At 44.2% G+C, this 19588-nt stretch carries 16 protein-coding genes and 1 tRNA gene; 6 read left to right on the top strand and 11 right to left on the bottom strand.

Features of this window, described 5'->3' with window-relative positions; translation table 11 throughout:
* Positions 1-28: 28 nt before the first annotated feature.
* Positions 29-763, bottom strand: coding sequence for a 2-phosphosulfolactate phosphatase family protein (locus tag G1O98_RS18060; RefSeq protein ID WP_163930222.1), 735 nt, complete (start codon positions 761-763; stop codon positions 29-31).
* A gap of 338 nt (positions 764-1101) precedes the next feature.
* Here G1O98_RS18060 and G1O98_RS18065 point away from each other — a divergent pair, with 338 nt between their 5' ends.
* Both G1O98_RS18065 and G1O98_RS18070 read left to right on the top strand, forming a co-directional pair.
* Positions 1102-1521, top strand: a complete 420-nt coding sequence (locus G1O98_RS18065; protein ID WP_094329782.1) for a BlaI/MecI/CopY family transcriptional regulator — start codon at positions 1102-1104, stop codon at positions 1519-1521.
* Entirely contained in the window at positions 1521-2360 is an 840-nt protein-coding gene (locus G1O98_RS18070; RefSeq protein WP_163930260.1) for a M56 family metallopeptidase, read from the top strand. Before G1O98_RS18065 ends, G1O98_RS18070 begins: the two co-directional genes overlap by 1 nt.
* 55 nt (positions 2361-2415) lie before the next feature.
* Here G1O98_RS18070 and G1O98_RS18075 read toward each other — a convergent pair whose 3' ends face one another.
* The 3 genes from G1O98_RS18075 to G1O98_RS18085 all read right to left on the bottom strand — a co-directional run bounded on the left by G1O98_RS18075 (position 2416) and on the right by G1O98_RS18085 (position 6487).
* A complete protein-coding gene (locus G1O98_RS18075; protein ID WP_163930224.1) occupies positions 2416-2718 on the bottom strand; it encodes a hypothetical protein in 303 nt (100 codons plus the stop codon).
* Positions 2719-3044: 326 nt separating this feature from the next.
* Positions 3045-5408, bottom strand: coding sequence for an ATP-binding protein (locus G1O98_RS18080; protein WP_163930226.1), 2364 nt, complete (start codon positions 5406-5408; stop codon positions 3045-3047).
* Positions 5409-5410: 2 nt separating this feature from the next.
* Positions 5411-6487: an ATP-binding protein gene (locus G1O98_RS18085; RefSeq protein WP_163930228.1), complete on the bottom strand. Its 1077-nt coding sequence runs from the start codon at positions 6485-6487 to the stop codon at positions 5411-5413.
* Positions 6488-6713: 226 nt separating this feature from the next.
* Here G1O98_RS18085 and G1O98_RS18090 point away from each other — a divergent pair, with 226 nt between their 5' ends.
* Complete coding sequence (locus tag G1O98_RS18090) at positions 6714-7496, top strand: hypothetical protein (RefSeq protein WP_163930231.1); 783 nt, start codon at positions 6714-6716, stop codon at positions 7494-7496.
* A 1-nt stretch (position 7497) separates the two neighbouring features.
* On the opposite strand, the gene G1O98_RS18095 is transcribed toward G1O98_RS18090, so the two are convergent.
* The 5 genes from G1O98_RS18095 to G1O98_RS18115 form a co-directional block, all read right to left on the bottom strand.
* Positions 7498-8673 carry an aminotransferase class V-fold PLP-dependent enzyme gene (locus G1O98_RS18095; RefSeq protein ID WP_175586745.1) on the bottom strand — a complete coding sequence of 392 codons (1176 nt, stop codon included), beginning with the start codon at positions 8671-8673 and terminating at the stop codon, positions 7498-7500.
* Positions 8674-8697: 24 nt separating this feature from the next.
* Positions 8698-8769 (bottom strand) — tRNA-Asn (locus tag G1O98_RS18100).
* Positions 8770-8913: 144 nt separating this feature from the next.
* Positions 8914-9465, bottom strand: a complete 552-nt coding sequence (locus G1O98_RS18105; RefSeq protein ID WP_114082779.1) for an NYN domain-containing protein — start codon at positions 9463-9465, stop codon at positions 8914-8916.
* Between the two features lie 289 nt (positions 9466-9754).
* Positions 9755-10432, bottom strand: coding sequence for an ABC transporter ATP-binding protein (locus G1O98_RS18110; RefSeq protein WP_163930233.1), 678 nt, complete (start codon positions 10430-10432; stop codon positions 9755-9757).
* A gap of 13 nt (positions 10433-10445) precedes the next feature.
* Entirely contained in the window at positions 10446-10718 is a 273-nt protein-coding gene (locus tag G1O98_RS18115; RefSeq protein ID WP_012410874.1) for a hypothetical protein, read from the bottom strand.
* Between the two features lie 352 nt (positions 10719-11070).
* Here G1O98_RS18115 and psbD point away from each other — a divergent pair, with 352 nt between their 5' ends.
* The 3 genes from psbD to G1O98_RS18130 all read left to right on the top strand — a co-directional run bounded on the left by psbD (position 11071) and on the right by G1O98_RS18130 (position 15538).
* Positions 11071-12126 carry a photosystem II D2 protein (photosystem q(a) protein) gene (gene psbD / locus G1O98_RS18120; RefSeq protein ID WP_012409998.1) on the top strand — a complete coding sequence of 352 codons (1056 nt, stop codon included), beginning with the start codon at positions 11071-11073 and terminating at the stop codon, positions 12124-12126.
* Positions 12127-12873: 747 nt separating this feature from the next.
* Complete coding sequence (locus tag G1O98_RS18125) at positions 12874-13155, top strand: 4a-hydroxytetrahydrobiopterin dehydratase (RefSeq protein WP_114085681.1); 282 nt, start codon at positions 12874-12876, stop codon at positions 13153-13155.
* Between the two features lie 655 nt (positions 13156-13810).
* Positions 13811-15538, top strand: a complete 1728-nt coding sequence (locus tag G1O98_RS18130; RefSeq protein WP_163930235.1) for an iron uptake porin — start codon at positions 13811-13813, stop codon at positions 15536-15538.
* 204 nt (positions 15539-15742) lie between these two features.
* On the opposite strand, the gene G1O98_RS18135 is transcribed toward G1O98_RS18130, so the two are convergent.
* Positions 15743-17089 (bottom strand): serine hydrolase, encoded by a 1347-nt coding sequence (locus G1O98_RS18135; RefSeq protein WP_175586746.1) that lies wholly within the window; start codon positions 17087-17089, stop codon positions 15743-15745.
* Between the two features lie 390 nt (positions 17090-17479).
* The gene (gene tkt / locus G1O98_RS18140; RefSeq protein WP_163930236.1) at positions 17480-19507 is read right to left on the bottom strand and encodes a transketolase; all 2028 of its coding nucleotides are present in this window, start codon (positions 19505-19507) and stop codon (positions 17480-17482) included.
* Between the last annotated feature and the right edge of the window lie 81 nt (positions 19508-19588).

The following is a 19588-nucleotide window of genomic DNA, read 5'->3' on the forward strand; positions in this document are numbered from 1 at the left end:
CTGCTCCCCATTCCCCATTCCCCATTCCCTATCCTCTTTTTAAAACTCCCGTCTCTTGTTGTATGGGCAAAACATCTAAAATATCAGTTTGGGAACAATATTTTAAATCATCTAGACAGTCAAGACGCAACAATCGTTGTCCGTGACTAGCTTGGTGGAATAATCCTAATAAATTATCTTGCCACTGAGAGTAAAGAGCGATCGCACCAGCCACTTCATCGTTACCAGCTAGTTCTTCTGGTGACAACTGTGTTTGTTGTAAAATACTATGAGCGATCGCACCCGCACAAACTGTATCCTCTAAAGAAAAACTACCTTCCCAACCGGAACCGACAATCCACACTGTCTCTGGTTGTTTTTCTAGGAGAAATTGCACTACCGCCGCCCGGTTAATCAAGGCAGCTGCTAAGAGATTTGGGGAGTCTTGTACCCGTTGTAAGGCACGAGTGCCATTAGTGGTACTGATAAACAACCGTCGCCCCTGCACTAATTCTGGTGTGCAATCGAGGGGAGAGTTACCCAACTCAAAGCCAGGTACTTTCGCGCCACCGCGTTCTCCAGCTCGCAGCCGTTTTTCAGCGGGCCATTTTTCGCTAACTTCAACTAACTTATCTAAATCGCTGAATACTTGTACAGCTTCGCCTCCAGCTGCCAAAACTGTCGCTATTGTGCTGGTAGCCCGCAAAACATCGACTGCGATCGCACATTCTGGCGCTTTACCCGTTGGAGTCAATTCAGGAGTGTGGTATACAAATAGCTTCACGTGCTGGATACACCTGCTTTAATACAACTTCCGCAAATAACATTCTACCCAGTTGGTGACACTAACTATAGTTACAATTACTCTCAGGGATTTTTTTAGCATCAGAATGCACTATGCAACCCATTCAATATATAATAAACACTCAAAAAGTCTACTTTCATGCTTATAGACTTTCAGACTTACTGCATTATCCTGTAATGTAAAACAAGAACAGGCTTTCTAAAACTGTATTTGGCATTCCAAGTTAGCACCACTACGCATACTGACTAACCTTGCCAAACAAAAACCGAAATTTTCACCTCCACTCCGCTTATCCAAAATCTCAAATCGAAATCGCTATGGCACCTTTACCCGACTACCGCCCTAAACAACTATCTTTAGGCCCCTTGGAAGCGGAAATTTTAAATATCATCTGGGAACTTGGTTCAGCCACAGTCAAGGATGTACACGATCGCATTTTGACTGATCCCAACCGCGAATTAGCCTATACTTCTGTCACCACCGTTTTACGTCGCCTCACTGATAAAGGTTGGTTAGCCTGCGATAAAAAAGAGCGAGCATTCTATTGGCGGCCAATGCTGAGTAAGCAGCAATCAGATGTCATCAAAGCTCATGAGCAGTTACAGCGATTTCTGGCAGTGGGGAACCCCGATGTTGTTGCAGCTTTTGCTGATAGTCTGGATGAAGCAGCTAGTGAGCAAATAGCAGCGATCGCCAAACGTATTCAATCTGCACGCCAGGCCAGGGAGGAAAAATGATGCATCTAATAATGATTTTGAATTCTTTGGCAGTTGCTTGGTGGTTAAGATCCACTTGGAATCAACACCAAGGTAATTGGAATCTGCGGTGGCAGCGATCGCTATTTTTGTTCCTCTTCCCACCCTTGCTAATTTTCATGACTGCGATCGCTGTGCTGTTCATGGGGCCTCAAGGACAAATGGGCGGGATGTATACAGGCTCAATTAGCTATTTACTAGCATTAATTTATTTGGCATTTTTTGCCATTTCATGCATTAAACTTGCCTTCCAGGGTTGGCAGTCTGTAGAATCTGCCCGTAATTGTCCTTTAGTGAATGTTGGCGATAGACGAGCCAGACTGTTGCAAACGGGCGCGTTGTTCGCCGGTCAAATCGGTTTTTGGCAACCAGAACTAGTGGTTAGTCAAGGATTAGTGCAAACTCTCTCACCTGCTCATTTAGAAAGCGTCTTAGCCCATGAGCAAGGGCATCACCATTATAGGGATACGTTCTGGTTTTTTTGGTTGGGTTGGGTGCGTTCCTGCACAGCATGGTTGCCGAATACAGAGCCTTTGTGGGAAGAACTGTTAGCTTTGCGCGAACTCCGTGCTGACGGTTATGCTGCATTGCAAGTAGACCCTCTGGTGTTAGCGGAATCACTTTTATTAGTAGTTAGTAGTGGCCCCGTCTTATCGGAAATTTGCTGTGCTGCATTAGGTTCCTCTGGTGCAGATCGTTTAGAACAAAGAGTAGAAGCTTTATTAGCACCACCAGAACCAACACCAGAAGCTCAATTGCAATCTTGGCATGGCTTTCTGTTGGCGTTCCTACCTCTACTGACTGTGATATTTCATAGTTAATTTGAATTTATAGCAGGGAACAGGCAATAGGCAATAGGCAATAGGCTTGCAAGTGCTATAAAAAGCTACTACAGCCCAAAGCTGCAACGGTAGCGACATTTGTTGTATCTGTAGCAACTTCTGCCTTCCCTGTAGTAACTTCCGCTTTAACGTTTCCGTGTTTTGCGCAAGCTGTAGCGACTTCTGCTTTGACGTTTCCGTGTTTTGCGCAAGCTGTAGCGACTTCTGCTTTAACGTTTTCGTGTTTCGCGCAAGCTGTAGCAACTTCTGCTTTGACGTTTCCGTGTTTCGCGCAAGCTGTAGTAACTTCTGCTTTGACGTTTTCGTGTTTCGCGCAGGCTGTAGTAACTTCCGTCATGACTGTAGCGACATTTGCATGGAATACAGACCTAACCCCCAGCCCCTTCCCTTCTAGCGTTGGGGAGTAAGATTCAAAGTCTTTCTCCTTTTAGGAGCTACGGTGTACACACAAGTCTTCAAAAGTTGCGCCACAAGCTTTTGATCCCCCCAACCCCCCGATAAATTGGGGGGCAAAAAGCTCTTAAAGTCCCCCTTTTTAAGGGGGATTTAGGGGGATCTAAGACAATTTTGGTTTTCTAGAAAGATGTGTGTACACCGTAGCCTTTTAGGAGAGAAGTCAAAAATGTACTGCACCCAAGCGAGAACCACTATAGGACTGTTATATTACTCTTCTTCTAGCAACTGTTCTATATATTTTTGTACCAAAGGCACTTGAAAAGCATTGCCTTCTGGAGTCAAAATTTCTTTCCGCGTTAGTTTGCGAATAACACCTTTGTCTTGCTGCGTGGGAGTTTCCCCGTAGATTATCCGACGTAGGAGAGAGCGATCGCTATCTGCTAAACTCTTCCATAATTCCCGAAAATACTGATCGCCTCGCTCAAGCACAACGGGTATAACTTCTTTAACATCCTGTGCAGTTGCTTTTGCTGTATCTGCTTCTCGCCTGTTTCTTCTGATATCGCGGTTTAGCAACTCCACCACCTCATAACACACCAACTGAACCAGATAAGGTTGACAGCGAGTAAGTTGGATAATTTCATCTACAGCAGTTGGTTCATAAATATCGCTGAAGTTCTCTACTGGCTGTTGAATCAAATCGCGGGCTTCTAACTCGTGCAGGTAAGTCATTCGCAAAGCACGGGTGTTAATTAGATAGTCACTCCAGTAATCATCAAGTTCAGATAACTCCTGTGAACCACTAAAAAGTAAAATCCACTTGCGTTGGTGTTGCAGCAGGTTACGAATAAAATTGAGTGGCGCACGGCTGCTTGTTGCTTCCACTACTTCACTCAGGCGTTCATACTCATCCAAACAGAGCAGAAATTGCTTACCGGAGTTGTTGCGTTCTATTTCTGCTAACCAAGTTTGCAGCGCGGGAAATGGATCTTCAGCTAGTTTATTGGCATCTGGATTAGGCAAGTAGACTCTGCGGGGTAATCGCCGTGCAGCTTCGATAATTTGTTGAGCTAAATTTTCAGCCAATCCTTTAAGAGTTGTAGCTGATGCTGCACCTTGTAAATCTACCAGCAAAGGTACAATATTTGCTTGTATTCTGTAAGGTAGATATTTCAGCGCTGAAGTTTTCCCTGTCCTCCGCCCACCATAGAGTAACAACACTGGCGGTTGCTCAGAAAGTGTCAAAGATTCGATTTCCTTAAATATGTCCCTTCGCCCTTTGAAACGATTCTTCGCTGTTTCCGGGTCTAATGAGTTACCAGCAATATAAACTTGCCGAATTTCTTTTGATTGCTGTGCCTGTTCGTTTAAAGTGCGCTGCGCCGTTTCTAATATAGTTAGCCAGCTTTGTGCAGTGTTGCCAAAAGAAACAGCAACGCGAGCATTTTTTGTCAAAGCTAGACTTTGCGCCAGTTGGCGTAAGGCAGTGATGGGAATGTTCAGTAATTCATATTGACGATAAAGTGAAGTTGCTTCTTGTGATGCCCGTACATTTTGACTAATATCCAAAAATTGGGGCAGTACAATGCCAAGTTCTTTTGGTGCTGGTGAAGGAATCCACGCTAGTTGGTTAGCAATCTCCACAATATCGCTCAACCTCTGACAACGATTGAGAATATCTCCAGCAATACCAGAAATTGCCTGTGCTGCAACTTTTTGCTGGTTGGTAGAAGAGATTAGATAATCAATAGTTTCACAGGCAGCAGTTGGGTTGTTTCGATAAGCCTCTACAATCATCACATCCATCAAAGGCAGAGGCAAAATAATCAATTCATCAAAGCGAGGTGGCAGATATCGCAAACAATTTACCCGCTTTCCATTGGGAAACAACAAAAACAAGGTGAGTATCCACAGTAATTCTGTTAACCAGAAGTAAACCGACAATGCGCCGAAAATAAACACCACGCCTATCAATATGCGGAATACCACGTCAAACGCCACGCCTCTCGCCACGCCTCCCGCCACGCCTCCCGCCACGTCGAACGCCACGTCAAACACCACGCCTCCCGCCACACCGAACGCCACGCCGAACGCCATGACTCCCGCCACACCTGCCGCCACGCCGAATGGCAAGTCTCCTGCCACGTTGAACACCTCGTCGAACATCACGCCGAATGCCACGCCGAATGCCACGTCGAACGCCACGCCTGATGATAAAAATCTTGCTGCAAAAAACATGGTAAGGACAGCAACAAGCAAAATAACTAGGCTATTTTTATTACCACCACGGTCTACAACCCTTCCTATAAACCAGCCCACCAAAAAAAAACAGCTTATGAACCAGTCAAATGATTCACCACTAATCAGGGTGTAAACTGGTGCCACCAGCAATACAGCAACCATTGGAACTACAGCAATTAGCCACCAAACTTGCCCAGCATAACGATGCAAGCGGGGGTTAGCGCGAAACTCAGCCTGTTTATCAAAGGGATTATCTCTCGGCTTCAGTTCTGGATGAATATCGCGCAGCCAACGTTTAAAGGTAAAAGGCTTAAAGTAAATCCAATACATCAGGCGCACGCATTCAGCCACATAGTTCCAAAAGCCTGATGTTGGCGATTTGTTACTCATGGCTAATTTATCCCCAACTTGTCACGCACAAAATCCCAAACTTCATTCCAGTGCAGCACACCCACCAAAACCAAAACGAGCAAAAGCAGAATTACCATCCCGATAATCCAGTTGCTCACATCATCAACAGCCCCACCAATAAACTTGGCTATTCTACCTAGACGCACTGGTAAATCCCAAACTAACCAATGCAGCCATAATTGCCATCCCTGTCCCTTCGCTTTGGATTTAGGATCTGCAAGCTGTTGTTCAAACTGCTTTTTCGCCCACTTGATTGCCTTGCCTTGTTGACGTGCTTCCCACAAATAGTAACCAGCCAATTGCAACTTGTAAGGATAACGATCGCCCCATTGCTGGGCATGATTCTGTTCATCTACACTCAAAGCAGCACCAATTGTAGAGCGAGTTGGTAAGCGCGACAGTTCAATAGCCTCATCTGTAGTTAGTTCTTTCAAAGAAATAGTGTGACCAATATTAAAAAAACTAGAGACAAATCGATGCTCATTAGCATAAACATCCAGTTTTTTACGCGAAGCCACCACTAGCATCAAGGCGTTGCTATCCATCAGCGATCGCAAATTGTCATAAAATCCATTATCGAATTTATCGGGATGTTTCAAAAGGCTTTCAAAATCATCCAAACAGAGGACGGGTAGCTTTCCTTGCTGTTTCCATTGCTTAACCGCATCTGAAAATGCTTGCCGATTAAGCGGTTTAGTCTTCCAACAATTTTGCAGATTGCGTTGTTGCCATCCCGGAACGTGACTCAGTAAACCTTCCGCTACAGCCTCATAGAAACCCGTTTCAGTTTGGCAATCTACACCCCTTAACGGTAGGTAAATTACCACATAATTACTGCTGTTGTTTAATACTCGCTGCTGCCAAGTCCGAACGAAATAATGCAGCAACGAAGATTTACCAATGTGCTTCTCACCAACTATATTAATACTTGTAGGCTGATCGCCCTTCATCCGAGATGCGATCGCGTGTAATTCATCTTTACGACCGACAAACAGCCTGGGGTCTTCAATCATCCCCGCAGCTACAAAAGGATTGGCAGGCAGCGCTCCAGAAGTCATGTAAAGCGTTATCCTAGTTTCAGCAATTTAAGTGCAATCACCTAAAAGAATAGCACTAGCCCGATAATGTCTTTGCGATCTAGTTCTTGGGTATGTGGTTTTGCCATATCATGACAAGCCACAAAGCTTTTTAACACGAGATTTAAAACTAAATCATTTCAATCTGTGATACGGAAATCTAAATTTTATGTGTAGGCTGCTTTGAGTAAAGATTACAGTTACAACAATGAAACTCAAAATCTTAGAGCAAACTTCAACATTATTAAAACTACAACTTAAGCCAGCAGCCATCCTCTACTGGTTCTTTGGCGGATTCTTTATAGCAGGAGGCGTTTTGTTGATAACGACACTGGCAAAGACAACTACTTTTACTTGTAATCGGGTTGAACCCACCCAAGAAAGTTGCCAATTAATCACCAAAAGTATTTTAAAATCTCAAGTTAAAACTTGGAATCTCAAAGAGGTGATAGGTGCAAAACTAGACACTAGTACGACTGCTGGGAATAGTTATCCCTTGGTACTTGTGACAAGTAATGGTTCAATTCCGATAGATTTAGTAAATGCAAACAGCACTCAGAAGGAATCTAAGGCTGCACAAATTAATGCCTATCTTAAAAACTCACGAGAAGCAAAATTAGCGATTCATGAAGATAGTCGTTTGTGGACTTATCCTCTAGGTTTATTTTTGATTGCAAGTGGTGCTGTTTGCATTATTTATATGCTGATGAATGGCACAATTATTTGCATTTTCGATAAAACCCTTGACAAAGCAACTATTAAACGTGAAGGTTGGTTCGGTAAAGAAGTAGTTGAAGCTAAACTTTCAGAAATATCAGGGCTGAATATGGATGCAGTCGCAATTGACACAGTAACAGGCACAAGTTCAACCAGCTACAATATTGTCTTAAACTTGGTATCTGACAAGAATATTTATTTGGCTGCTGGCCCAATGTTTACTGCTAAGAGTGCAGAACAGACTCTTAATGCGATCGCTAGTTTCCTAAACTAGATTAACAGCACAATCCCTTTAACACCTTTGCCAAATACTCATACTGCTCTAAAGTATTGTAAATCTGTGCCGAAATCCTTACCAACAGCCGAGGTTTTTCCGGCCACGGCATCACCTGCACTTGAATACCAAACTTATCAAACAATTCATCATGTATAGACATGAAATCGCGTTTTTCCAAAGTCGCAGGCATTGGCACAACCGCCATTGAACCAATCATCTCTTCTGGACAAGGCGGCTGCACTTCCAACGCTTCACAAATTAGCTGTCTTCCCTGCAACACTAGCTGATGATTTTGCTGTCTCAATTCTCTCCACCCACCAGGTAGCAACGAACCCATAAAAGCGATCGCTTCTGGCACACACATATAAGCTGTAGGATCGTCTGTACCTGTCCAGTCAAATTCCAACTGAAAGCGGCTTTTATCAGTGCGTGGCGAATTTGTCCCGTGGCTAATTGTCAGAGGACGAATTTCTGACTGTTTATCTCGCCGCACATACAAAAATGCTGCCCCTTTGGGCGCACACAGCCATTTATGACAATTTCCCGTGTAATAAGTTGCCCCAATCTCTCGCAAATCGAGGGGAATCATTCCAGGCGCATGTGCTCCATCTATCAACGTATCTACACCCCGTTGTTGCAACTCCTTCGCCAACTCTTGAATCGGGAAGATTAACCCTGTCTGGCTGGTAACATGATCCAAAAGTGCTAATCGGGTTTTTGGTGAAACTCGCTCAATTACCGCTGCGATTACTTGCTGTGGCGAGTCAATCGGGAAAGGAACTTTTGCCACCACCACCCGCGCACCAGTGCGACTGGCAATAAAATCAAGTGCATTGCGGCAAGCATTATATTCGTGGTTAGTTGTAAGTATTTCGTCCTCTGGTGAAAATGTCAGCGACCTTAACACCGAATTAACGCCAGTCGTCGCATTGGGGACAAATACCAAATCCTGCACATCAGCACCCACAAACGCCGCCAACTTACTTCTGGCATCGTCTAGCAGAGGTTCCCACTCTCTACCAAAAAAGCGTAGGGGTTCCTGTTCGAGTTGCGATCGCAATCTTTGTTGAAACTCCAGCACTTGTTTAGGACAAGCACCAAAAGACCCATGATTCAGAAACGTCACAGCCGAGTCAAGCGGCCATAAGTCTGTAATGGATAATCTAGAATCCAAAATTTAAAATCCAAAATTGATAAACTCCCCAGGCTGGATTCGAACCAGCGACCAATCGATTAACAGTCGATCGCTCTACCACTGAGCTACTGAGGACCACTCACGATTTATAATCTTAGGGCTAAAAATAAGATTTGGCAAGTACTTTCGCCAATATTTTTTTTAGATGCTTAATTTAGATAATTTTTGTAGCCAAAATCCATTCAGGAACTTAAGCAGAGACTCTTAGATACTAAATATCTACTGTAATCCCATTCGTAATTCAGCCAGACGCTGCCGTGCTTTAGCATCAATAGCATTAGCTAAAAATCTACTCTTCGATTGTTTGCGCGTATGATACTTTTGTCGCATCCGGCAGACAGTAGCTTCCACTTCCCCACAAAGTTGTTGCGCCGACAACCATTCAGCCCCATACCCCTGTATCATCAACTGCTGCGCCCGATCTGATGTAGCAACAATCACACGAGAAATTAAAGATTGGGCTATTTGGTGACGAAAAGAAGCACAGGATTTTTCAATATAAGTATCTGCTGTCTGCCCAAAATCAGTGTAATAAACTGATAAAAGCTCAGTAATTATTTCTTTATTGCTAGAAGAATTCTGATATTGGGCATCAAAAACTATCTGAGTTGTATAACCTTGAAACGCACTATAACCAGTCATTGCTTCCACAAGTTCGCCCCGTGCGGCCTCTAATCCAACGCTATCACGCGTTTTTTTAAGGCAAGGCCAAGCGCCTATTATATTGTAGCCGTCCACTAACAAAACGGCTTGGAGTAAGGAACGGGGCATGGTTTTTAATCACAATTTTCTAGAGTTAACAAAATTCATTCATAAGTTTTATAATAATTGATGCATTGTCTGTAACACTATGCTACATAGAATAAAAAATACGGCAACCTCACAAAACTACAACCTAAGATAGACGCACCAACTTAAAACGCGCCTTTTAAATAAAGGCGCGTTACAGTTCTTTTTTAGTAGTATTTCAGTAGTGCTAAGTACAATTCATTGTACTTATTCACTCAGCACTCATTACTCAGCACGGGCTAAACGCCCCGCTATCGCTAACAGCACTTAATTAGGAGGCTTCGCTGTGTACCTCCATCAGACGTTGTTTAAGGCGTTGGGCTTCACCTTTATCTACCAGAAAGCCTTTTTCTAGCAAAAAAGCGCCGTCACAGTAATTTAACTCGTCTAATCGATGTGTTACCCACAAGGCTGTTATCCCTCGACTTTTGACAAGGCGACGGACACTAGCAACTAAATCTAACTGGCTATCTGGATCTAGTAAGGCAGTGGGTTCATCTAATAATAAGACTTCACAGCGACGGGCGATCGCACCTGCGATCGCCACTCGTTGTTTCTGTCCCCCAGAGAGTGCATAAATAGGTCGTCGTTGGAGGGTAAGCAAATTCACCGCTCCCAGCGCCTCCTCAACCCTGGCTCTAGTGGCAGCAGGTGGCAACTTTTCTTCCACCAATCCAAAAGCCACATCAGCACCAACCGTTGGCATCACTAGTTGATGATCTGGATTTTGGAAAACAAAGCCAACGGGGTGCAAAACCCGAATTTCCCCAGATTCAGGAGCCAATAACCCCGCCAGTAGTCTAAGTAACGTTGATTTTCCACTGCCATTTGTACCCAAGAGCATCCAAAACTCACCCTTGGGTACTTCTAAAGAGCAAGATTTGATAACTTTCTCTCCATTTGGCCAACTGAAATTTAAATCCTTGACCTCAATGCCCACTTGAGCCATTTGTCAACCTTGGTTACTCAGCAGCTACAGCGAAAAATCCAGGTGGTCTGCCACCACCAGGGGTTGTACCATCTTTCTGAACAATCTGCACCCCAGAAATTTCACTAGCGCGGACAGCAATTTTTTTCTCTGTCTTGCCTTCACACTTGAGTTCCACAATGTCAGGATTCCCAGAACGGATTGCTGCCAAAATTAGCTGATAGACAGCCTCAGCATCCTCTGCTGACTTACGTTGTACCGAAATAGGGAAAGCAGTGTTTCTGATGCTTAAATCGATGGTAAACATTTAGCAATAATCAAATTTAACTGTGGACTCATTTTAGCGTCAGCTGAGTGATTCTAGGGAAAAGGGCATTGGAAGAGGCAGAGGGGCAGGGTGCAGAAGCAAGGGGGAGAATTCAAATTACCTCTTTCCTCTCTGCTCATCTGCTTTATCTACCTCATTTGGATAAAAAATTAATTTTTATTACAAAACCCCTAGAAAAATTAGCGATTTACACCTAATATGATTAAAGGTGTGTAAAAAATTGTAAACTTGGTTAACAACCCGGTTAACTTTCTGCTTATAGAAGGCTTTTATTTAGCCATCTATAATACAGATACAACCTGTACTTATAAACATTTGGAGATTTGCTCTAATGACCATCGCAGTTGGACGTGCGCCCAGTAGAGGGTGGTTTGACGTTCTAGACGACTGGCTCAAGCGCGATCGCTTCGTATTCGTAGGTTGGTCAGGGATACTGTTGTTCCCCTGCGCCTTCCTAGCACTAGGCGGTTGGCTGACCGGCACCACCTTCGTCACCTCTTGGTATACCCACGGATTAGCCTCCTCCTACCTAGAAGGTGCTAACTTCCTAACAGTGGCAGTATCCACCCCCGCCGACAGTATGGGACATTCCCTATTGCTGTTGTGGGGTCCAGAAGCCCAAGGCGACCTCACCCGTTGGTTCCAACTGGGTGGCTTGTGGCCATTCGTTGCCCTACACGGAGCCTTTGGTTTGATTGGCTTCATGTTACGGCAATTTGAAATTGCGCGTCTAGTAGGTATCCGTCCTTATAACGCCCTCGCCTTCTCAGCTCCTATTGCGGTATTCGTCAGTGTATTCCTGATGTACCCCTTGGGACAATCAAGCTGGTTCTTTGCACCCAGCTTTGGCGTAGCGGCAATTTTCCGGTTCCTGCTATTTTTGCAAGGCTTCCACAACTGGACACTCAACCCCTTCCACATGATGGGTGTTGCTGGTGTATTGGGTGGTGCATTATTGTGCGCCATTCACGGGGCCACAGTTGAAAATACCTTATTTGAAGACGGTGATGGTGCTAACACCTTCCGCGCCTTCAATCCAACCCAGTCTGAAGAAACCTATTCAATGGTGACAGCAAACCGTTTCTGGTCACAGATTTTCGGGATTGCTTTCTCAAACAAACGCTGGTTGCACTTCTTTATGTTGTTCGTGCCAGTCACAGGTTTGTGGATGAGTGCCGTCGGCATCGTCGGTTTAGCACTCAACCTGCGAGCTTATGATTTCGTCTCCCAAGAATTACGGGCGGCGGAAGACCCTGAGTTTGAAACCTTCTATACCAAAAACATTTTGCTGAACGAGGGTATCCGCGCTTGGATGGCTCCTCAAGATCAACCCCACGAACAGTTTGTATTCCCTGAAGAAGTTCTACCTCGCGGTAATGCTCTGTAATATTAAAAGCTGACCATGATTTGAATCAGTTGTATGGTTGCCGAAAATTGACATCAGCCAGATTAAATAATCTCCTTGGCATAAGCTAAAAAAGTGTCAATATTCCCCATTCTCCAGTCATCTCCCACCAAAAGGCGGGAGATTTTTTTATATATAGCTAATATCTCTAAATTTATGTGTTATGTTAGGTGAAGGTTATAAACCCAGAGTAAATACTCTGCCCTTTTAAAACTAAGACCGCTTAGGCAATAAGGAGGTGATGCCCATGATAGAAAGTAGTAAATGCGTGGGTCATCAGGTTGCAGTTAGCCGGCTGTGTGCCGGGGCTGTTCTCTAAAAGTTAGCCTTAGTCATCTTTGAGATACTAAGTTAGCTCAAGTAGCTAGGCAAGCTCGGAGTTCCTTCCGGCAGTCTGGTTGCAACCTGAAGACCCGCTAGACCGCTCTGATTTAGATCATCCGATCCAGATCAGAGCGGATAGTTTTTTATGGGTGACTTTTTAAAACTTAGATAGCAATACACGCGATGGATAAAGCCAATGCGTTTAAGTTTTCTTAAAATTAAAAATATCTTGCATCAAACCTTGGAGTATGACCCGATGTGAGCTACAGCATTAGATTTACCAAGCCTGATTTAAATATACACAGACGCATTTTCCATACTTTTAGATGTATATGTGGAAAATTAAATAGGTCTATTTCTGTCAAATGCAAGATGTAACAAATATATAAGTAGGAATTTTTTGAGATGACACAACTACTCACGGAAACGGAAATTCAAGAGCAGGCAAAGGTTTTGTCAGGTTGGACTGTCGAAGAATCTAAGTTGTATATTACTCGCACATTCAAGGATTTTATCCAAGCAATTGAGTTCGTCAATAAACTGGTGGAACCAGCTGAGTCAGCAGGACATCATCCAGACATAGAGATTTCCTACAACAAAGTGAAGATTACACTCACAACCCATGATGCAGGCGGACTAACACAGGCAGACTTTGATGTAGCGCAGACGATTTCTCAAATTAAATAAGTGATTTCTTCTGATATCTTGCACCAGGCGACTGTAAAGTAACAGCGACAAAGACAAAACACGCATATCTGTACTCATGAGGGAAAACTAACCCGTAGCTTGATTGAGAGTAAAGGTATGCGTTTTTCTTGAAAGTGCGCGGGTTTCAAAAAACTTGATTCCTGATTTTGTTTTTTATTCCAAAAATACCAGGCAACGACCCTCCTGAAAGGCTTTGCTACGTTTTTTATAGCCGAGCCAGTGGATTTCAACTGGTGTGCAATTTCTACAGGCTAAGTGTAAGAAGTGATTTTTATCTGCAAGATGCTAAGTATAGAAGACTTTCAGCAATTTAGCCAAGTAGGAACTGAATGCCCTAAACTTTACTCCCTGCTTAGATATATAGATAGCTATGTGTGACAGTTATTAAGCCGATCGCTCCAATCTTGCCATCTAGATCAGATGTTTTATAATGTTATGATATAAAGATATGTTTTTGCATAAGTTAATCACATCAGTTTTTAACCCTAAGTTAATCGTTTATTAGCTTTGCAAAAACTAGAATTGTAGTAGGGCAATTATGCCTCATCCATAGGTTTCGATGAGATGTCGCATTTTCGAGAATTAGGTGAAACGAAACCAATTATCTAAACAAGGTGTGAGGAGTAAAGAAAAAATGTCTAATCTATTATGGAAATCCTTAGTGGTTAGCCCAGCAGTTTTGGGAGCAACGTTGTTAGTTTCGACAACAGCGATCGCGGCTCCAAACACAACCACTGAAGTATCACCAGTAAAACAAGTAGGTGTAGCTGAAGTTGTCCAACAGCCAGAATTGTTGGCTCAAACAACGATAGATCAAGTTAATCGTTACAGCAACGAAGGCAACCAAAATAACTCTCAGTCTCAAGTAACATCGGTTTCGCAATTTTCCGACGTACAACCCACTGACTGGGCATTCCAAGCATTGCAGTCCTTGGTTGAACGCTATGGTTGTATTGCAGGTTATCCGAATGCCACTTACCGTGGTAATCGTGCTTTGACCCGTTATGAATTTGCTGCTGGTTTGAACGCCTGTTTGGATCGCGTTAACGAGTTGATTGCCACAGCAACAGCTGACTTGGTGACGAAACAAGATTTAGCTACCCTACAGCGTTTACAAGAAGAATTTTCCGCAGAATTGGCAACCCTACGCGGTCGCGTAGATTCCCTAGAAGCGCGGACTGCTGAATTGGAAGCCAATCAGTTCTCCACCACTACAAAACTTGTCGGTGAAGCCATTTTTGCCGTTACTGATGTGTTTGGCGGCAACACTGGTGATAACAACAATACAGTCTTCCAAGATCGGGTACGTTTAGACTTGCAAACCAGCTTCACTGGTAGAGACATTTTACATACTCGTCTCGCAGCAGGGAATGCAACAGCTTTCACACAAGTTGACAACGGTGGCGGTCTGATCAACACTGCTGAAGGCACACAAACATTTGAAATTGGTAGCACTGGTAACAACAGTGTCAGAATTGACCGATTGACCTATGAAGTTCCTGTAGGCCCAGCCAATGTGTACTTGGCAGCTAGCGGTGGACGACACAGCCATTATGCTGCTGTCAACAATCCTTACTTTTTCGACAACACTGATGGCGGTAACGGCGCTTTGTCTGCTTTTGCTTCTGAAAGTCCCATCTATCGGATTGGTGGCGGTGCCGGTATAGCGCTCAATCTACCCCTTGGTAAAGGTGGCGGCATCTTAGGAAATAGCTCAATCACCGCAGGTTACTTGGCATCCCAAGCTAATAATCCTGGTCTTAGTCAAGGTCTGACCAACGGCGATTATGCTGCTTTAGGACAGTTGAACTTTAGTGTTGGCGATCGCTTGGCCTTAGCTGCTACTTACGTTCACGGATATAGCGCAGGCGGTGCTTTATTCGACTCGGGTGAGGCATCAGATGTAAACACTGCTTTGGGAGCAAGACCTTTTGCAGTAGGTACTGAGCAATCTAACGCTTTACTAGGTGCAGCTTCCAGCAACTCCTACGGTGTGTCGGCTGCCTTTAGACCCAGCGACAAACTATCCGTTAGTGGCTTCGTCTCTTACCACGATGTGACTGGCTTCGGTGTAGGTGATGATTATGAAGCTTGGTCATACGGTGCTGGGGTTGCTTTAGCTGATTTTGGTAAACAGGGTAACGTTCTAGGTTTCTTTGCTGGTGCACAGCCCTATTCCTTTAACCGGGTAGGTGTTGCTGCTGGTAATGATGTACCTTATCAATTTGAAGGCTTCTACAAGTATCGCGTATCGGATAACATCTCTGTTACCCCTGGCGTAATTTGGTTGACCTCTCCTGGTCAGAGCAGTGCTAACGATGATGCAATTATCGGTACACTCAGAACAACTTTCACCTTCTAGACTGTTGACTATCCATTGATAATTTTGAACTTTATTTTTCCCCGCCTGATGGCGGGGTTTTTTATTTTGAGTAGCAGCAATAAATAAACCCCAGTGATTAACCGGGGTATAGTAGGAAAGTTAAGAGTTCTGAGCTTAGTTTATTAGCGGACACTAGTAGTCGCTTATAATCCAATACGCTTGGGTTAAGGTTTTGATGGCTTTCTATCTCGTAGCACTGTTAGACGAACCAACCGCAGCGACTGGATTTGTCTGATTCAGATAATCGTAAACTAGTTGGGAAACTTGACGAATAAAGTCTCTCCCCCTAGTGTCCTTATAGGGACGTGTGACGAAGATAGCCGCTAAATAACGTTTTCCATTTGGCATAGTCACAAATCCGGCATCGCCGATGAGAAACCCAATATCTCCGGTTTTGTTGGCTATGACTGCACCTTTCCCCAAACCTGCGGGAAGCAGTGTGTGAATTGTAGTGTGACGCAGAATATCCAAAGCTTGCTCCCGACTTTGTGGAGAAACTAGCTTGTTATTCACAACTAAAGCCAGCACCCGCGCCATATCTTGAGAACTTGTGGTGTTGGTTCCTCTCAAGTCAGCTAAAAGATGCCGAATTACTGTATCTTTCAGTCCCCAGTTACGGAAGCGTTGATTTAGTTTTGTAGCTCCACCTAAGCGATCGATAACCATATTGGTGGCGGTATTGTCACTAATGGTAATCATCTTAGTGATGGTTTCCAAAGCTGTATACTTCTTGCCAACTCGCTCATACTGCATAGTTCCAGAACCATTAGTTACTAAGTCACGTCGCATAGTCAGGTTTTCCTGAAGGGTGACTTTACCCGCATCTAAATCTTGGAAAAAGGCAATGAAAATTGGCAATTTAATCGTACTAGCTGCGGGGAAAACGCGATCGCCCCCAACATCCAAATAATCCCCAGTATCCAAATCTAGGAAAAACATTCCTGTTTTCAGGAAGCTGTAACGATTCATCAAGGCTTTAATCTGCGGTTCCAATGCTTTCATCGGTGAATGCATTGGAATTACGCCAGCAAACAGAGTGCTATTATCACTTACTCTTGGAGAAATACTCGATTGAGTCGGAGTTATTTCTAAAATGTTTGGACGGGTTGCAGTCAATTGTATCGGCTGGGGTAACTGCACAGACCAATGATTGAGAGATTCCTCTTGCAGCTTCACCTGTGCTAAGTCGAAAGTGTAATTGGGTGCTAAGGTAACTACCATACGGGTAGTATCTGCATTAAACTGCCCGATGCTAATGTCTTTAATTACTAACCCCACTCTTTGACTAGTCTGTGGATATCCTAGTTTGACTCCAGGTAAATCAATTACCAGACGGGTTGGATTGGTAAGTAATTGTACTTTGGGTTGAATATTCTCGTCTGTCGTAAAATCTAAATGATTACGATTGCTATCAAAATGCCAATTAGCGATCGCAGCAGCTTTGACAGTGGAGCCAAACAGGAACAAGCTGAAGAAACTGGGTAGAAGCCAGCTAAATTTTAAAAGGTTTTCTTTGTGTGTGAGGAGCATCGGTGATCGTTTTGTGTGATGAAAATTCATGAACGAACAAAAGCCGCCCACTATTAAAGCACACAGATCAAAAAAATTTTCAATTATTGATTTATCAAAACAGAATTCAGGAGTCAGGAGCCAGAATTCAGAATTTAATTCTGTGTGACTGGCGGATAGCGGTAGCAGGGTGTTTAGCCCATTCTGACTTCTGAATTCTTGAAACAAAAAACATCAGTTACAAGTATTTAATTTAACTAGTATTTGACAATAGGCTATTTATATACTGAATCTAAAGGCGAGTAGAAAAGAGCGCTGCCTTGGCGATCGCTATATGAACAATCTCCCTCCGCGTAAAAAAAGGCGGGCAAGATGCCCACCTCACAACATTTTGAGAATATTCTGTTGCTATTAACCCAACAATTGTTTAGCCTTTGCTAACACATTATCAACACTAAAGCCAAACTTCTCTAGACAAACATTGCCTGGAGCCGAAGCACCAAAGCGATCGATACTAACGCAATCGCCTTCAGTACCCACATATTTGTGCCAACCGAAACTGCTAGCAGCTTCTACAGACAAACGCTTGGTGACTGCTTTTGGTAGAACAGACTCTTTATAAGCTGCATCCTGTGCTTCAAAGAGTTCCCATGAAGGTAGGGAAACAACACGGACTTTCTTACCTTCAGCCTTGAGTTTTTCGGCTGCGCCGACGGCGAGGCTCAATTCTGAACCAGTACCAATCAAGATGATTTCAGGTGTACCCTCGCTATCCACCACGGTGTATCCACCCTTCGCTACGCCTTCAATTGATGTACCTGCCAAGTTGGGGACGTTTTGACGAGTGAATGCCAATAGAGATGGAGCATTTTCCTTCGCTTTCTCGATCGCTACTTTATAAGCACCAGAGGTTTCGTTACCGTCTGCGGGACGAAACACTAATAAATTAGGAATGGCTCGCAAAGAAGCCAGAGTTTCAATGGGTTGGTGTGTGGGGCCATCTTCACCTTGTCCAATGGAATCGTGAGTCATCACCCAAATCGCGCCAGCTTGAGAAAGAGCGGATAAGCGGATGGCAGCACGCATATAATCTGTGAAGATTAAGAAGGTAGCACCGTAGGGAATTAATCCTGAACTGTGCAGCGCGATACCATTACAGATTGCGCCCATAGCATGTTCCCGCACACCAAAGTGGATGTTGGGGTTTTCGTAGTGACCTTTTTGGAAGTCGCCCTTGCCCTTGATTTCGGTCAAGTTGGAGTGGGTTAAGTCAGCCGAACCACCAATCAATTCAGGTAAAGCTGCCGCTATTTTGTTGAGGCAGGTTTCTGAGTGTTTGCGGGTAGGCAATCCTTTGTCTTCGGGGCTGTAGGTGGGTAGTACCTTATCCCAACCATCAGGTAGCTTACCGCTTAGGTAGCGTTCAAATTCAGCCGCTTCTTGGGGATACTTAGCTTTGTAGTCGGCAAATGTTTTGTTCCATTCGGTTTCGTAACCTGCGCCGCGTTCAACTGCTTTGCGTGTGTGGTTGAGGGCTTCTTGTGGAACATCAAAAGGCTCGTATTCCCAACCCAAATTTTTCCGAGTCAAGGCTATTTCGTCTCCACCCAAAGCAGCACCGTGAATACCAGCAGTGTTTTGTTTGTTGGGAGAACCATAACCAATTGTGGTTGTCACCTTAATCATTGATGGTTTATCGGTGACAGCTTTAGCTTCTTCAATTGCTTTGGCGATCGCTGCTAAATCGGTATTGCCGTCTTCAACGTGGAGAACGTGCCAACCGTAAGCTTCAAACCGCTTGGAAACATCTTCGGTGAATGCTACATCTGTGGAACCGTCGATGGAAATGTGGTTGTCGTCGTACAGAGCGATGAGTTTGCCTAATCCCAAGTGTCCTGCGAAAGAAGCAGCTTCACCAGAAATACCTTCCATGTTGCAACCATCACCTAAAATTACGTAAGTGTAATGGTCAACAATTTTGGTATCAGGTTTGTTGTATTTAGCGGCAAGGTGCGCTTCGGCGATCGCTAAACCAACTCCATTGGCAATTCCTTGACCCAAGGGGCCAGTTGTGACTTCCACGCCTGGGGTCATGAAGTTTTCGGGGTGTCCAGGGGTTTTGGATTCCCATTGACGGAATTGTTTGATATCTTCAATGGTGACGCTATCGTAGCCTGTCAGGTACAGTAGGGCGTACTGCAACATCGAGCCATGACCGGCAGACAATACAAAGCGATCGCGGTTAAACCACTTGGGATTCTTGGGATTAAACTTCAAAAAGCGATCCCAGAGGACAAAAGCCATCGGAGCCGCGCCCATTGGTAGTCCTGGGTGTCCCGATTTTGCTTTTTCTACGGCATCAATAGCCAAGAAGCGGATCGAGTTAATAGCCAGTTCTTCGACGGACAATTCTTTGGCGGATTGGGTTGCAACAGTCATAATCTCTTGTTTTTAACGACGGGTTAGCACTCTTCGTAGCTTCTCTTGCTGGGGTTATTTTAGATTCCCCACAGTATCCTC

The sequence above is a fragment of the Nostoc sp. UIC 10630 genome (assembly GCF_010747425.1).
Taxonomy (GTDB): Bacteria; Cyanobacteriota; Cyanobacteriia; order Cyanobacteriales; family Nostocaceae; genus Nostoc.

Bases quoted from the DNA above. Each gene is read 5' to 3' on its own strand.
- G1O98_RS18070 (WP_163930260.1), top strand. From the start codon at position 1,521: ATGCATCTAATAATGATTTTGAATTCTTTGGCAGTTGCTTGGTGGTTA.
- tkt (WP_163930236.1), bottom strand. From the start codon at position 19,507: ATGACTGTTGCAACCCAATCCGCCAAAGAATTGTCCGTCGAAGAACTG.
- G1O98_RS18115 (WP_012410874.1), bottom strand. From the start codon at position 10,718: ATGTTTACCATCGATTTAAGCATCAGAAACACTGCTTTCCCTATTTCG.
- G1O98_RS18135 (WP_175586746.1), bottom strand. From the start codon at position 17,089: ATGCTCCTCACACACAAAGAAAACCTTTTAAAATTTAGCTGGCTTCTA.
- G1O98_RS18130 (WP_163930235.1), top strand. From the start codon at position 13,811: ATGTCTAATCTATTATGGAAATCCTTAGTGGTTAGCCCAGCAGTTTTG.
- psbD (WP_012409998.1), top strand. From the start codon at position 11,071: ATGACCATCGCAGTTGGACGTGCGCCCAGTAGAGGGTGGTTTGACGTT.
- G1O98_RS18080 (WP_163930226.1), bottom strand. From the start codon at position 5,408: ATGAGTAACAAATCGCCAACATCAGGCTTTTGGAACTATGTGGCTGAA.
- G1O98_RS18125 (WP_114085681.1), top strand. From the start codon at position 12,874: ATGACACAACTACTCACGGAAACGGAAATTCAAGAGCAGGCAAAGGTT.
- G1O98_RS18090 (WP_163930231.1), top strand. From the start codon at position 6,714: ATGAAACTCAAAATCTTAGAGCAAACTTCAACATTATTAAAACTACAA.
- G1O98_RS18085 (WP_163930228.1), bottom strand. From the start codon at position 6,487: ATGACTTCTGGAGCGCTGCCTGCCAATCCTTTTGTAGCTGCGGGGATG.
- G1O98_RS18065 (WP_094329782.1), top strand. From the start codon at position 1,102: ATGGCACCTTTACCCGACTACCGCCCTAAACAACTATCTTTAGGCCCC.
- G1O98_RS18075 (WP_163930224.1), bottom strand. From the start codon at position 2,718: ATGACGGAAGTTACTACAGCCTGCGCGAAACACGAAAACGTCAAAGCA.
- G1O98_RS18110 (WP_163930233.1), bottom strand. From the start codon at position 10,432: ATGGCTCAAGTGGGCATTGAGGTCAAGGATTTAAATTTCAGTTGGCCA.
- G1O98_RS18105 (WP_114082779.1), bottom strand. From the start codon at position 9,465: ATGCCCCGTTCCTTACTCCAAGCCGTTTTGTTAGTGGACGGCTACAAT.